At 72.0% G+C, this 14342-nt stretch carries 11 protein-coding genes; 1 reads left to right on the top strand and 10 read right to left on the bottom strand.

Annotated elements, in window-relative coordinates:
* Positions 1-13 precede the first annotated feature (13 nt).
* The 8 genes from folB to dacB all read right to left on the bottom strand — a co-directional run bounded on the left by folB (position 14) and on the right by dacB (position 11211).
* Entirely contained in the window at positions 14-403 is a 390-nt protein-coding gene (gene folB, locus HUO13_RS02120; protein ID WP_211899825.1) for a dihydroneopterin aldolase, read from the bottom strand.
* Complete coding sequence (gene folP, locus HUO13_RS02115) at positions 396-1244, bottom strand: dihydropteroate synthase (RefSeq protein ID WP_211899824.1); 849 nt, start codon at positions 1242-1244, stop codon at positions 396-398. The genes folB and folP overlap by 8 nt, the downstream gene beginning before the upstream one ends.
* Positions 1244-1810: a GTP cyclohydrolase I FolE gene (gene folE, locus HUO13_RS02110; protein WP_211902598.1), complete on the bottom strand. Its 567-nt coding sequence runs from the start codon at positions 1808-1810 to the stop codon at positions 1244-1246. The genes folP and folE overlap by 1 nt, the downstream gene beginning before the upstream one ends.
* Positions 1811-1958: 148 nt before the next feature.
* Positions 1959-4391 carry an ATP-dependent zinc metalloprotease FtsH gene (ftsH, locus tag HUO13_RS02105; RefSeq protein WP_249124393.1) on the bottom strand — a complete coding sequence of 811 codons (2433 nt, stop codon included), beginning with the start codon at positions 4389-4391 and terminating at the stop codon, positions 1959-1961.
* 207 nt (positions 4392-4598) lie between these two features.
* Positions 4599-5156, bottom strand: a complete 558-nt coding sequence (gene hpt / locus HUO13_RS02100) for a hypoxanthine phosphoribosyltransferase (protein ID WP_211899823.1) — start codon at positions 5154-5156, stop codon at positions 4599-4601.
* A gap of 81 nt (positions 5157-5237) precedes the next feature.
* Complete coding sequence (gene tilS / locus HUO13_RS02095; protein WP_211899822.1) at positions 5238-6230, bottom strand: tRNA lysidine(34) synthetase TilS; 993 nt, start codon at positions 6228-6230, stop codon at positions 5238-5240.
* 101 nt (positions 6231-6331) lie between these two features.
* Positions 6332-7444: a zinc-dependent metalloprotease gene (locus HUO13_RS02090; RefSeq protein ID WP_211899821.1), complete on the bottom strand. Its 1113-nt coding sequence runs from the start codon at positions 7442-7444 to the stop codon at positions 6332-6334.
* 44 nt (positions 7445-7488) lie between these two features.
* A complete protein-coding gene (gene dacB, locus HUO13_RS02085) occupies positions 7489-11211 on the bottom strand; it encodes a D-alanyl-D-alanine carboxypeptidase/D-alanyl-D-alanine endopeptidase (RefSeq protein ID WP_211899820.1) in 3723 nt (1240 codons plus the stop codon).
* A gap of 237 nt (positions 11212-11448) precedes the next feature.
* On the opposite strand from dacB, the gene HUO13_RS02080 reads away from it, so the two are divergent.
* Positions 11449-11937, top strand: a complete 489-nt coding sequence (locus HUO13_RS02080) for an inorganic diphosphatase (RefSeq protein ID WP_211899819.1) — start codon at positions 11449-11451, stop codon at positions 11935-11937.
* A 150-nt stretch (positions 11938-12087) separates the two neighbouring features.
* Here HUO13_RS02080 and HUO13_RS02075 read toward each other — a convergent pair whose 3' ends face one another.
* Both HUO13_RS02075 and HUO13_RS02070 read right to left on the bottom strand, forming a co-directional pair.
* Entirely contained in the window at positions 12088-13704 is a 1617-nt protein-coding gene (locus HUO13_RS02075) for an MDR family MFS transporter (RefSeq protein WP_211899818.1), read from the bottom strand.
* On the bottom strand, positions 13704-14246 hold the full coding sequence (locus HUO13_RS02070) for a MarR family winged helix-turn-helix transcriptional regulator (protein WP_211899817.1): 543 nt from the start codon (positions 14244-14246) through the stop codon (positions 13704-13706). The genes HUO13_RS02075 and HUO13_RS02070 overlap by 1 nt, the downstream gene beginning before the upstream one ends.
* Positions 14247-14342 lie beyond the last annotated feature (96 nt).

The following is a 14342-nucleotide window of genomic DNA, read 5'->3' as shown; positions in this document are numbered from 1 at the left end:
CCCCGCTGCCGGCTCAGGCCGGGACGACGTTGCCGCGCCCGCCGCGGCGCGAACGCCGGATCGTCACCGCGACGTCGGCGAAGGTCAGCGGGATCGGCGCGGACGGCTTGTGGATGGTGACCTCGGCGGCGTGGGCCCGCCCGTCGGCCATGATGTCGTCGGCGATCTCGGCCGCCACGGTCTCGATCAGGTCTCGCGAGGGGCCGGCGACGATCTCCGCCGCGCGCTCGGCCATCTCCCCGTAGTGCAGCGTCTGCGCGAGGTCGTCGTCGGCGGCGGCACCCGCCAGGTCGATCCACACCGTGATGTCGACGAGAAAGTCCTGCCCGTCGCGCTTCTCGTGGTCGAACACGCCGTGGTTGCCGCGGACCTTCAGGCCGGTCAGGGTGATCCGGTCAGCCACCGAGCTCTCCTCCGCTGTTCCACGCGGCGGTCACCGCCACCGCGTCCAACGAGGCCACGACGTCGTGCACCCGCACGCCCCACGCGCCCCGGTCGGCGGCCAGCGCCGAGACCACGGCGGTGGCGGTCTCCCGCCCCGCAGGCGGCCGCGGTTCGCCGTCGGCGTCGGCCAGCAGCCTGCCGAGGAACCGCTTGCGCGACGCCCCGACCAGCACCGGGAAGCCGAGGTCGATCAGCACCTCCAGCCGCTGCAGCAGGAGCCAGTCGTCGGCGCCGGTCTTGGCGAAGCCCAGCCCGGGGTCCAGCACGATCGCGTCCTCGGCGACCCCGGCCTCCAGCGCGGCGTCGACCTGCCGCCGCAGCTCGTCGCGCACCTCGGTGACGACGTCGGTGTAGACGGCCAGCGAGTTCATGTTCCTGCTGTGGCCGCGCCAGTGCATCAGCACCCACGGCACCCCGGTCTCGGCGGCGACCTTGGCCATGTCGGGGTCGGCGAGCCCGCCGGAGACGTCGTTGATCACGGTCGCCCCGGCCCGCACCGTCGCCGCCGCGACCCGGGCCCGCGTGGTGTCCACGCTGACCGGCACGCCCTCTGCGACCAGCTCGGTGACCACCGGCAGCACCCGGTCGATCTCGGTCTCGGCGTCGACCCGCTCCGAACCCGGCCGGGTCGACTCACCGCCCACGTCGACGATGTCGGCGCCCGCGCGGTGCATCTGCACGCCGTGCGCCACGGCCGCGGCGCGGTCGAGGTAGCGGCCGCCGTCGGAGAACGAGTCCGGTGTCACGTTCAGCACGCCCATCACCGCGCACCGGCGCGGGTTCGGCAGCTTGGGGTGCATCAGGTGCCCCTGATCAGCGACAGCGCCTCGGACCGCGACGACGCGGAGCTGCGGAAGATCCCGCGCACCGCGGAGGTCGTGGTCATCGAGCCCGCCTTGCGGATACCGCGCATGCCCATGCACAGGTGCTCGGCCTCGATCACCACGATCACCCCGCGCGGCTCCAGCCTGCGCATCAGCGCGTCGGCGACCTGCGAGGTGAGCCGCTCCTGCACCTGCGGGCGCTTGGCGTAGAGGTCCACCAGCCTTGCCAGCTTCGACAACCCCGTGACCCGGCCCTTCTCGTTCGGGATGTACCCGACGTGCGCGACCCCGTGGAACGGCAGGAGGTGGTGCTCACACTGGGAATACATCGGGATCTCGCGGACCAGGACGAGTTCCTCGTGGGCCTCGTCGAAGGTGCGGTCCAGGACCTTGTCCGGATCGGTGTAGAGCCCCGCGAAGAGCTCCCGGTACGCGCGCGCGACGCGAGCCGGGGTTTCGCGCAGGCCCTCGCGGTCGGGGTCCTCCCCCGCCGCGAGCAGCAGCTCCCGGATCGCCGCCTCAGCGCGCTCCTGGTCGAACACCGGGTTGTGAAAAGCCGAACGGCCGGGCCCGGAGTCCTCCTCCGGCCCGACCGGCTCGCCGACCGTGCTGGTCAATTGTCGTTCCTCCACCGGAAACCGGCGGCCCGCGCGCAGCGGGCCGCCGTGTCCGGAGTCAAGCGGCTGTTCATCACCGGTTGGTGCTGGTGCCGTTCCCGTTCTCGTCGGTGGAGTCCGGGCTCTGCCCGGACTGCCCCTCACCCTGCGCGGGCTGCGCGCCGGGCGTCCCGTTGGAGTCGCCGCCGCCGGGCTGCGACGGCCCGGTCTGCGGCTGCTGGCTCCGCTCCCAGGACGGCACCCAGCTGTACTGGTTGCCACCCTGCTCGGCGCCCGATGGCACCGGAGAACCCGAGGGCGCCGAGCCCGAAGGCGAGGTCGCCGGGGTCCACCCGGGCGGCGCGCCGTAGTTCGGCGGCACCGCCTGCGGGACCGGCTGGCCGTACTGCCCGGACTGGCCGTGCTGCGGGTAGCCGCCCTGCTGGCCCTGCTGCTGCCCGGGGTGCGGGAACTGCACGGTGCCCGGGTGCTGGCCGTACTGGCCCACGCCGTTGCTCTGCGACGCGTCACCCTGCTGCTGGCCCGCGCCGACCGGAGCGGGCGCCGGTGCCGGCGGCTGCTCGGTGACCGGGGGCCACGGCTCGCCGCGCTCCCTGGCCAGCTCGCCCGGCGTCTTGATCGGGGGCTTCTCCGACGGGGTGCGACCGCCGAAGTCGTTGAACGCGGTGATCCGCGGCCGCTTCTCGACCTTCGTGAAGATGCGCTCCAGGTCCTTGCGGACCAGCGTCTCCTTCTCGATCAGCTCGAGGACGAGCTCGTCGAGAACGTCGCGGTAGGTGTTGAGGATCTCCCACGCCTCGGTGTGCGCGGCCTCGATGAGCTTGCGCACCTCCTCGTCGATCTCGTGGGCGACCTCGAGCGAGTAGTTCGGCTGCTGGCCGGCCGAGCGGCCCAGGAACGGGTCGCCCTCCTCCTTGCCGTACTTCACCGCGCCCAGCCGGGCGGTCATGCCGTACTCGGTGACCATGGCGCGCGCGATCTTGGTGGCCTGCTCGATGTCGCTGGAGGCACCGGTGGTGGGCTCGTGGAACACCAGCTCCTCCGCCGAGCGCCCGCCGAGGGCGAACACCAGCCGGCCGATCATCTCCGACCGCGTCATCATGTCCTTGTCGTCTTCGGGGACGACCAGGGCGTGACCGCCGGTGCGGCCGCGCGGCAGGATCGTGAGCTTGTAGACCGGCTCCAGGTCGGGCATGGCCCACGCGGCGAGCGCGTGCCCGCCCTCGTGGTAGGCGGTGATCTTCTTGTCCCGCTCCGAGATGATCTTGCTCTTGCGGCGCGGGCCACCGATCACACGGTCGACCGACTCCTCCAGCGCGGCGGCCGTGATGAGCTGGCCGTTCTCCCGCGCGGTGAGCAGCGCGGCCTCGTTGACCACGTTCTCCAGGTCGGCGCCGGAGAACCCGACGGTGCGCTTGGCCAGGCCGTCGAGGTCGGCGTCCTGCGCCAGCGGCTTGCCCTTGGAGTGCACGCCGAGGATCGCGCGGCGGCCGCGCAGGTCCGGCGCGGACACCGGGATCTGGCGGTCGAAGCGGCCCGGGCGCAGCAGCGCGGGGTCGAGGATGTCCGGCCGGTTGGTGGCCGCGATGAGGATGATGCCCCCGCGCGAGTCGAAGCCGTCCATCTCGACCAGCAGCTGGTTCAGCGTCTGCTCGCGCTCGTCGTGGCCGCCGCCGAGGCCGGCGCCGCGCTGGCGGCCGACCGCGTCGATCTCGTCGACGAAGACGATGCAGGGGGCGTTCTGCTTGGCCTGCTCGAACAGGTCGCGGACCCGGGAGGCACCGACACCGACGAACATCTCGACGAAGTCGGAACCGGAGATCGAGTAGAACGGCACCCCGGCCTCGCCTGCCACCGCGCGCGCCAGCAGCGTCTTGCCGGTGCCCGGAGGGCCGTAGAGCAGCACGCCCTTGGGAATCTTGGCGCCGAGGGCCTGGTAGCGGCCCGGGTTCTGCAGGAAGTCCTTGATCTCGTGGAGTTCCTCAACGGCCTCGTCGGCACCCGCGACGTCGCCGAACAACGTCTTGGGCATGTCCTTGGTGAGCTGCTTGGCCTTGGACTTGCCGAAGTTGAGCACGCGGTTGCCGCCGCCCTGGACGTTGTTCATCATCCACATCAGCAGCAGCACCAGCAGGCCGATGGGCACGAGGTAGAACAGCATCTGCACCCAGAACGAGTCCTGGGTGACCTTGGTGTTCCAGCTCGGCACCTGGGCGCCGCGGATCTCCTGCACCACCTGGTCGGTGGCACCGGCGGGGTACTGGGCTATCAGCTCGGAGCTGTTCTCGAAGGTCTGGCCGTCCTTGAGGGTCAGACGAACCCGCTGCTCCTTGTCCTCGATGGTCGCTTCCTTGACCTTGCCCTGGGCGATCTGCTCCAAAGCCTGCGAGGTCGAGACTTCGCGGTAGTTGCGAGTCTCGTCGAAGAGCACGCTGAAGGCATAGATCAGCAGAAACGCCGTCAAGATCCATAGCAGCGGGTTCCGGAGAAGGCGCTTTCGGTCCATTCACTTGCGGCCGTCGGGCGGCCTCGACCCTCCCTGACTGTCACTTCGGGCCACGGCACATCTCGTCACCGCCGTCAACCCCTTCAGACCAGCGTACCGGCCGACGCGACCGCACGACTACGCCGAGCATTACGCAGGACTGCCAGCGTACCTCGCACGATACCGCCGCCGGTGACGCGTGCGGGGTCATCCAGGCACGAACGGCGATCACGCACCGGAGGTGTAGACCTTCGGATCGAGCGTGCCGATGTAGGGCAGGTCACGGTAGCGCTCGGCGTAGTCCAGCCCGTAACCCACCACGAACTCGTTCGGGATGTCGAAGCCGACGTAGCGCACCGGCACGTCGACCTGCACCGCGTCCGGCTTGCGCAGCAGCGTGCAGACCTCCAGGGAGGCCGGGTTGCGCGACGCGAGGTTCTTGAGCAGCCACGACAGCGTGAGGCCGGAGTCGATGATGTCCTCGACGATCACCACGTTGCGGCCCGCGATGTCGCGGTCGAGGTCCTTGAGGATGCGCACCACGCCCGAGGAGGAGGTGGACGAGCCGTAGGAGCTGACGGCCATGAACTCCAGCTGCGCGGGCTGGGGCAGGGCCCTGGCGAAGTCGGTCATGAACATGACCGCGCCCTTGAGCACCCCGACCAGCAGCAGATCGCCGCCACGCCCCGTCTGGTAGTCCTCGTCGACCTGCTTGGCCAGCTCGACGACCTTGTCGTTGATCTGCTGCTCGGTGATGAGCACGGAGGCAATGTCGCCCTCGTACACCCCGGATTCCCCTCTCCGCGATTCGGTGAGCGTGCGCGGCGCCGGTGTCCCCGGCCCCGCCGCGCCGCCAATTCTCACCGATCAGTAATCCGGCGGTTGCTTGACCGCCACTTCCACCCGCAGCGTGCCATGGGTCCGGCGCAGCACAAAGCCGCCCGGCAACGCATGTGGTCCCTGTCCCTTCCAGTTGCCGACCAGCGCGTCGGCGGCCCGGAGGTGGGCGTCGGAAACCTCCCGGACACCTTGGTCGAGCAGCCAGCCGCGCAGCACCCGGCGCCGCACCGCGGCCGGGTTCGCCGACAGGGCCCCGGCGTCGAGCGCGTCGCCGTGCTCGACCCGTTTCCGCACGTCGGCGGCCACCTCGTCGAGTGCGTCGGCGTCCTCCCGCAACTGCACCGCGGTGCGCGCCAGCGCGGAGGCCACACCGCCCTGGAGGACCTCCTCCAGCAGCGGGAGCACCTCCGCGCGCAGCCGGACGCGGGTGAACTTCGCGTCCGAGTTGTGCGGGTCCTGCCACGGCCGCAGACCGAGCGCCTCGCACGCGGCCAGTGTTGTGTCCCTGGTCACGTCGAGGAAAGGACGCAGCCATGGGAGGTCGACCGGGCGCATGCCCGCGATCGACCGCGCCCCCGATCCCCTGCCGAGCCCGAGCAGCACCGTCTCGGCCTGGTCGTCGCGGGTGTGCCCGAGCAGGACTGGTGCGCCGGCAGGGCGGACGGCCTCCAGTGCCGCGTAACGCGCCCGCCGCGCGGCGGCTTCGGGACCACCGTCACGGCCGACCTCGACCGGGAGCACGCGGACGACATCGCACCCCAGCTCCTCCAGCTGCTCCGCCGCCCGGCTCGCCACGTCGGCGGAACCCTCCTGGAGCCCGTGGTCTACGACGAGGCCGTGTACGGCGATGTCCCGGCGCCGCGCGACGTGCGTGGTGGCGGCCGCGAGCGCCAGCGAGTCGGCGCCGCCGGAGCACGCCACGGCGACCGCGCCGAGCGGCGCGGACGGCGACGCCTCGGCGGAGCCGAGGAGCCGCCGGACGGCGGCTCGCGTAGCGGTGACGGCGGCGGGGGCAGGCACGGCGTCATTGTCGCGCGTAGCGCGACATAGCCGCGGCGGCGCGGGCAGCGGCGGCGGCGCGACGCGCCGACGGAGTCGGCGGCGGCGGCCGTCGAGCGGCGTCAGCCGTGGACGCGGCGGAGCCAGGTGGCGGGAGCGGTGATCTCCGCGCGGGTGGGCAGGTGGTCGGGCGAGGCCCACACGGCGTTGAAGCCCTCCATGCCGACCCGGTCGACGACGTGCCTGGTGAACGCGGCGCCCTGGGCGTACTGCCGGATCTTGGCGTCGACCCCGAGCAGGCTGCGCAGGATCCGGTCGAGCAGCCCGCCGCCCTTGCGGCGCTCGGTGAACCGCTGGCGGATGGTGGCGACGCTGGGCACCACGCGCGGGCCGACGGCGTCCATCACGTGGTCGGCGTGGCCCTCCAGCAGCGTCGAGATCGCGATGATCCGGTCCAGCGCGGCGCGCTGCTCCGGGGTCTGCAGAAGCTCGATCACGCCCAGCACACCGGGGCTGGACTCACCGCCGCGACCGGTGCGCACCTCGCGCACCACGGCGGGCAACCGGCTGAGCAGGTCGCTGGTGGTTCCCTCCATCTCGGAGAGCAGCGAGCCGAGCGAGGCCGCGAAGTGGTCGCGCAGCCACGGCACGGCGGTGAACTGCAACCGGTGGGTCGACTCGTGCAGGCAGACCCACATCCGGAAGTCCTCGCCCGGCACCTCAAGCGCCTGGTGCGCCGCGACGATGTTCGGCGCGACCAGCAGCAACCGGCCGGACTGCCCGTTCGCGGCCGGCCCGAAGGGGTCGTACTGCCCGAGCACCTTGCCGCCGAGGTAGGCCAGCACGATCCCGGCCTGCACCCCGGCTCCCCGGGTGCTGATCCCGCTCAGCAGGTCGGGTCCGTCGCTCTCCACGCCGTGCGCCTTGGAGAGCGCCGCGTCGGTGAGCTCCGCGAGCCCGTGCGCCGCACCCCGCACCCAGTTCGGCCGGTCGACGACATCGCCCTCCAGCACCGGCAGGTGGGCGCCGAGCCCGGTCAGCTCGCGGACGTGCGTCTCGGCTTCCACGCTGTAGCGGCGCAGCGAGCGCACCGCCTCCTCCGCCTCCGCGCGCGGCACCTCGGGACCGGGCTTCATCAACCGGATGGCCGTGCTGATCGCGACGTTCCAGTCCAGCGCTCGGTGGTCCGCGGAGGCCCCGGGCCGCGGCGGCAGGGTCGACGAACGCGCATTCACACGCCCGACCGTACCCCGCCGCGACGCGGGGGCATACCGCACGATCAGCCGCACCCGCAGTCGCGCAGGGCGATGGCGAGATCGTCGAGAGCGGGGCGGGCCTGCGCGGACATGGTGCCGTTGGACATCAGCGCGAACACCAGCAGCCTGCCGTCCTCGGTGACGACGGTGCCCGCGAGGCTGTTCGCGCCGTCCAGCGTCCCGGTCTTGGCCCGCACCCAGCCGCGCCCGGAGCTGCCGGTGTAGCGGTCGTGCAGGCTGCCGCTGCCCGCGGCCACCGGCAGCCCCGGCAGCAGCGCGCGCAGCTTCGCGCTCTTCTGCACGAGTCCGCCCTCCGGCCCCGCCGGGGCGGTCGCCGTCGCCAGCAGGGAGCCGAGCAGCTGCGGGGTGACGCGGTCGTCCAGCGACAGGCCGCTGCCGTCGACCATCGTGTTGCCCGAGAGGTCAAAGCCGTTGCGCTGGAGCACCTCGCGCACCGCCTTGGAAGCCCCCGCGAAGGACGGCTCGTTGCCGGTGGCGATCGCGACCTCCCTGGCCAGCGCCTCGGCCAGCACGTTGTCGGAGTGCTGGAGCACGATCTCGGCCATGTCCTGCACCGGCGGGGACTTCACCTCGCCGAGGATCTGCGCGTTCGCCGGCGCGTTGCCCTCCTGCACGTTGCCCGCGCCGAGCTTCGACGCCAGCCGCTGCCCGGCCTGGAGCGCGGGCGTCTGGGTGCGCGGGCTGGTGTCCTTGGTCGGGTCGGCGCGACCGCCGTTGAGCATCAGCGGCTCCATCGGGGCGACGTAGCCGGCCTGGACGTCCTCGGGCAGCCAGCCCGGCGCCATCTTCGGCCCGGAGTAGCGGCCGACGTCGACGTAGATGCGCGAGACCGGCCCGCCGGTGGCCTTGCGGACCTGCTCGGCCAGGTCGTCGACGCGCGCGGCCCCGGCGTAGACGGTGTCCTCGCCGGGCCCCAGAGTCGACAGCGTCGGGTCGCCGCCGCCGACGAGCACGACGCTGCCCGGCTCGGGACCGCGCACCACCTTGGTGCTGAAGCGCTGCTGGTGGTCGAGCGCGAGCAGCGCGGCGCTCACGGTCAGCAGCTTTCCGGTCGAGGCCGGGGTGAGGGCCTGGCCGGGACTCTGCTGCCACACCGGCGCGCCGGTCTGCGCGTCGATGACCGTCCCGCCGAACGTCCCCAGCGCGGGGTTGGCCAGCGGACCGGCGAGCGCGGCCGACACGCGCTGCTGGCGGGGCAGCGGTGCGCCGTCGCCGAGCGGCTTGATCGACGGCTGGAGCCGCACCGGGGCGGGCGGCTCGGCGATCTGCGTCTCGGTGAGCGCGCGCAGAAGCCCCGGGCCGAACGCGATGCCCGCACCGAGGCCGACGACCAGCAGCAGCGCGACGGTGATCAGCGTCCCGCGCCGCTTCCGGCGCTTCGCAGGCGCGGCAGCGGGCGGCTCAGCGGGATGCGGCTCCGGGGAAGCCTCGGGCTCCGGCTTGGCGACGGGCTGCGTCGCGCCGGGAACGTACGGCTGCTGGGCGGGCGCGGGCGGCGGCTGGTGGGCCGGCGCCGGGGCGTGCCGGGTGACTTCGGGCGGCTGCGGCGCTGCCGGCGCGGGGGCCTGACCGGTCAGCCCGGCGAAGTCGTGGGGCTGCGCGGTGCGCGGCGAGGAGGTGTCGAAGTCCTGCGGCTGGGCGCTGCGCGGCGGACTGCTGAAGTCGGGCCGTGCGAACTGCTGCGTCTGCTCGGCGGCTCCGGGCGGCGGCACCAGCGGGATGCGCTGCGTCGGCGGACCGTCGACGCTCGGCGCCGCACCGACGGCGGGGATCCGCATCGTCGGCGGGCCCTGGTCGAGCTGCGGCGACGGCTTCGAGGGCCCGGGGTCGGTCGGCGGACCGGCGTCCTCGCCGCCCGTGTCGTCGGCGGGCTCCTCCCGCTCCGGTTCGATCCGCTGGATCTGCTGCGTCTGCTCGATGCGCGGAATCCACTGCGTCTGCTCGACCGGGCGGAACTGCTGGGTCTGCTCGACGCTGCGCTCCGGCGGGACGGCGGGGCGCTGCTGCTCGGGCTCGACGGCAGAAGCCTGCGCGGACTGCTCAGGTTCGGCAGGCGCCTTCGGCTCGGACTCGGCAGTCGCTTCCTGCTCGGATTCCGGTGCCGGCGCCTGCTCGGGTTCGGCGGGAGCGGTGGCCTCGGGTTCCTCGGCCGCTGACTGGTCGGGTTCCTCGGAGGTGGGCTCCTCGGCCTCCTCCTCGGCCGGTTCGACCGGGGTGGCCTGCGCCGACTCCTCGGCTGCGGGCTCCGCGGGCTCTTCGGCTGCCTCACCCGTCTCGACCGACTCGCCGGTCTCCGGCTCCGCTTCGACGCGCTCGTGCTCGTCGGTCGGCCACTCGTCGGCGTGCCGCTCGGGGGTCCCAGCTTCGGCGGTTGCGGTCTCGGCGGTTTCGTCGGCGGCAGCCTCCGGCTCCTCCACCGGGGTGGCCGCGTCGGCCTGGGAGTGCTCGTCCTCGGCTGCCTCCGAGTCAGGCGTCTGCTCAGCGGTCTCCGCCTCGTCGGCTTCCGGCTCGGATGACTCCGACTCAGCAGCATCGGGTTCGGTTGCCGCGGAGTCAGCCGTCTCGGGCTCGGCAGCAGTGTCAGCGGCCTCTGCCTCGGCGGACTCGTCCTCGGCTGATCCGGTCTCCGCGACCTCGGTTCCGGGTGCCTCGGGCTCGGCTTCCCGCTCGGCGGTCCCGGACTCGGATTGCTCGCCGTCCTCGTCCGATTCGGGCTGAACGGTTCCAAGCGCGACGGTGTCAGCCGAAGAGGATTCGGGCTCCCGGGCCTCGTCGCCCGCTTCCTCGGGCTCGCCGGCCGTCGAGTCGTCAGCGGTGTCCGACTGGTCCGGAGCGCCGGCATCCTCATCGGTCGCGGTCTGGGAGGGGGCGTCCTCGCTCTCCTCCGCCGAGGACTCGTCGGAGTCGACGTCGTCCGCCGAGCCCTCATCCTCCGGCGCCGCCGGCTGCTCCTCGGACGCGTCCGCCGGCTCGTCGCGGTCCGCGTCGGCTTCCGCCGTTTCCGCGGCCTGCGCCGGCTCGTCGGTCTCCGCGTCCTCTTCCGCCTCGGCGGATTCCCAACCGGAGTCTTCGGCCTCCTCGCCGGAGTCCTCCGGTTCCGCGGCGGCCTCGTCGGACTCGGGCTCTCGTGCCTCGCCGGACTTCCCAGCCTCGCCGGACTCCCCTGCCTGGTCGGACTCCACCGCCTCGTCCGGCCTCCCGGCCGCGTCGGCTTGTTCCGGCTTCCCGGCTTCCTTCGACTCCTCCGTGTCGATCCGGCCATCCATGCGGCCGCTGATCGGTCCGTCTATACGACCGGTGAGCTGGCCGTTCATCGACCCGCCCGCCGTGAACCGGCCCTTGAACTGCCCGCGCAGCTGACCGCCACCACCCGCGGAACCAGGCTCGCTCTCCTCGGAGGCGGCTTCATGGTCGCCGGCTCCGGCGGCCTCCCCGTCAGCCGACTCGCCGTCAGCCGACTCGCCGTCGGCAGCCGCCCGGTCGTCGTCCCCGCCTGCCGCGTCGGAAGACTCGCCCTCGCCGGCGGACTTCTCCGCGTCGTCGCCGCCGTCCTCTTCCGCATCCGCCGCGTCCCGCTCGCGCTCCTCGGTGCCCGCCGCGTCGTCCAGCGTCCCGGTCCGCGTCTGCGTCGTCTTCGCTGTACTCGCGCCCGAACCCGTGGCGTCCGACTGCGGTTCGGCTTCGGGTTCGGACACCTCACCCCTGGTCGTCTGGGGGTCGGGCACGTGTTCCTCCTCGACGGATCGCTGCGGGCGCCCCGGGAGGGCCTGCCTCTCCGCCCGCACGCGTTACCACCTGTACGAGTGACCAGCTATCGGGGCACCGGAACAGGCGGGAAACAGCCTCTCAGATGCGACGTCTCGCACTGCGGTGGGGCTCGGCGACGCCGCGTGGTCCACACTAGACGTGGCCGCTCGCGCGAGCGGGTGGCCGCATCCGACGCAAGACGAGTGAGGAACCGCGTGGACTTCGACGTCACGATCGAGATCCCCAAGGGGAACCGGAACAAGTACGAGGTGGACCACGAGACGGGGCGCATCCGTCTCGACCGGACGCTGTTCACCGCCACCCAGTACCCGGCCGACTACGGGTTCATCGATGACACCCTCGGCGAGGACGGCGACCCGTTGGACGCCCTGGTGCTGGTCCAGGAGCCGACGTTCCCCGGCTGCCTGATCAAGTCGCGGGCCATCGGCATGTTCCGGATGCGCGATGAGAAGGGCGGCGACGACAAGGTCATCTGCGTCCCCTCGGACGACCCCCGCCAGGAGCACCTGCGCGACATCCACCACCTGGCCGAGTTCCACAAGCTGGAGATCCAGCACTTCTTCGAGGTGTACAAGGACCTGGAGCCGGGCAAGAGCGTGGAGGGCGCGACGTGGGTCGGCCGGACGGAGGCCGAGGCCGAGATCAAGCGCTCCTACGAGCGGGCGAAGAACGAGGGGCACTGAAGACGCCCTGGTTCGCCGCCGCATTCGAAAGAGCCCTCACCTGCGACAGGTGAGGGCTCTTCCACATTCCGGGCCGCAGCCCAGGAGTTGTCCACAGAAAGGTGAGTTGTCCACAGGTTTGTGGACAACTCACCGCGTCGGGTACCGCGCTCAGTCCAGCCGGGTGTCCCGCAGGAACCAGGTCAGCACGAAGGCGACCCCGACGACGCACGCGCCGACGAAGAACACCGTGCCCATCGCGCTGGCGAACCCGTCCAGGATCGGCCGGGCCAGGCGCGGGTCGAGGTGGTACAGGAACGAGGTGTCGTTCAGGTCCGGCGGGGTCCCGCCGCCCATCCCGGCCAGGAAGTCGCGGTTCGCCGGGTCGGCCAGCACCGCCGGGTCGCGCAGGGCCGCGGTGAACTCCGGGCTCACCGCCGCGGCGCGCATCGAGTCCGCGATGCGCCCGCCGACCGTCGAGAACAGCACCGACAGGAACACCGCGGCGCCGACGGTGCCGCCGGTCTGGCGGAACAGGTTCACCGACGCGGTCGCGACGCCGAGGTCGGTGCGGGTCGCGTCGGCCTGCACCACCAGGGTCAGCGTCTGCATCAGCAGCCCCAGCCCCAGACCCATCACCACCGCGATCAGGCCGACCTGCACCAGCGAGGTGTCCGCGGTGAGGCGGCTGAACAGCAGCAGCGCGACGGTCATGATCCCCGAGCCGATGATCGGGAACGGCTTGAGCCTGCCGGTCTTCGAGATCGCCTTGCCCGCGATCGTCGTGGAGATCATGATCCCCGCGGTCATGGTCAGCATCAGCATGCCGGCCGCGGTCGGGTCGAGGCCCTTGACGATCTGCAGGTAGAGCGGCATCGACATCAGGCCGCCGAACATGCCGACGCCGACGATGAAGTTGAGGACGTTGCCCATCCGGAACGACGGCAGCCGGAACATCCGCAGCGGCAGCAGCGCCTCTTCGCCCATCCGGCGTTCGGAGACGACGAACAGCAGCAGGCCGAGCGCGCCGATCGCGTACATCGTCACCGACGTCGCCGAGGTCCAGCCCCACTCGCGGCCCTGCTCGGCGACGGTCAGCAGCGGCACGAGCATCACGACCAGCGACGCCGCGCCCCAGTAGTCGATGCGGTGGCGGACCCGCTCGGTCTCGACGTTGAGCACCTTGGCCACGACGACCAGCGCGATCAGGCCGACCGGCACGTTGACCAGGAACACCCAGCGCCAGCCTGCGAACCCGAGGAAGCTGTCCATCCCGGCGAACAGGCCGCCGATGACCGGGCCGACGACGCTGGACACGCCGAAGACCGCCATGAAGTAGCCCTGGTAGCGGCTGCGCTCCCGCGGCGGCAGCATGTCGGCGATGATCGTCAGCGCCAGCGACATCAGACCACCGCCGCCCAGGCCCTGGATGGCCCGGAACGCGGCCAGCTCGTAGATCGAGTTCGCCAGCCCGCACAGCACCGATCCGAGCAGGAACAGCGAGATCGCCGCGAGGTACAGCGGCTTGCGGCCGTAGATGTCGGAGAGCTTGCCGTACAGCGGCGTGGTGATGGTCGCGGTGATCAGGTACGCGGTGGTCACCCATGCCTGCGCGGTCTGGCCGTGCAGCTGGTCGGCGATGACCCGGATCGCGCTGCTCACGATCGTCTGGTCGAGAGCCCCCAGGAACATGCCCAGCATCAGTCCGGTGAGGACGGTCAGGATCTGCCGGTGCGTCAGTCTCGTGCCCGGTGGCGCGGGTGCGGCCCGTTCGGCCGTTTCCGACATCAGTTCTCCCCTCTCGGCGCCGTTTCCGGCGCATGGCCGACCAGCGGCCGTTGCTCCAGCACCGCCGTCAGCAGTTGCGGCAGTGCGCGCTCGTACTCGTCGACGAAACGGCCGAGCAGCCGGGCCAGCTCTGCGCGGTCGGTGCCCGGCCACGACTCCAGGAGCCGGGCGGTCGTCTCGTCTCGGCGTCGCCGCAGGTCGGCGAGCCGTTCCCGGCCTTTCGCGGTGATCGCCAGCGGGCAGGCGCGCTTGTCGTCAGGGTCGACGGTCCGCTCCACGAGGCCGTTCCTGACCATCTGCGACACGTGCCTGCTGATCGTCGACGGGTCCGCGTGCAACGCCTCGGCCAGTGCGTTGGACCGCAGCGGCCCCTCCGTCGCCAGCAGCTTGAGCAGGATGTAGCCGACGCGGTCGGCCCCGTGCCTGCTCGCGTGCGCTTCGAGGTGTCCCGAAGCGCGGGCGAGCCTGCCGAGCGCGTCGGCCACTCCGCTCGCGTCGGCGAGCAGCCGCTCGCGCTCTTCCCCCGACCCCAGTGCATCCACCCCCAGCAAGCGCAACCGATTTAATTGCGGCAACCAACTAGTTGCTGGACGCAAGCATGCATCGCGCGGACGGGCTCGGGCAACTCGGTTCTCTGT

The organism is Saccharopolyspora erythraea, from assembly GCF_018141105.1.
GTDB lineage: Bacteria > Actinomycetota > Actinomycetes > Mycobacteriales > Pseudonocardiaceae > Saccharopolyspora_D > Saccharopolyspora_D erythraea_A.
The sequence above is the reverse complement of the archived record's forward strand: the minus strand, read 5'-3'. Positions and strand labels throughout refer to the sequence as shown.

Excerpts from the sequence above, each read along its gene's own strand:
- ftsH (WP_249124393.1), bottom strand. The coding sequence starts at position 4,391 with ATGGACCGAAAGCGCCTTCTCCGGAACCCGCTGCTATGGATCTTGACG.
- HUO13_RS02075 (WP_211899818.1), bottom strand. The coding sequence starts at position 13,704 with ATGTCGGAAACGGCCGAACGGGCCGCACCCGCGCCACCGGGCACGAGA.
- folP (WP_211899824.1), bottom strand. The coding sequence starts at position 1,244 with ATGCACCCCAAGCTGCCGAACCCGCGCCGGTGCGCGGTGATGGGCGTG.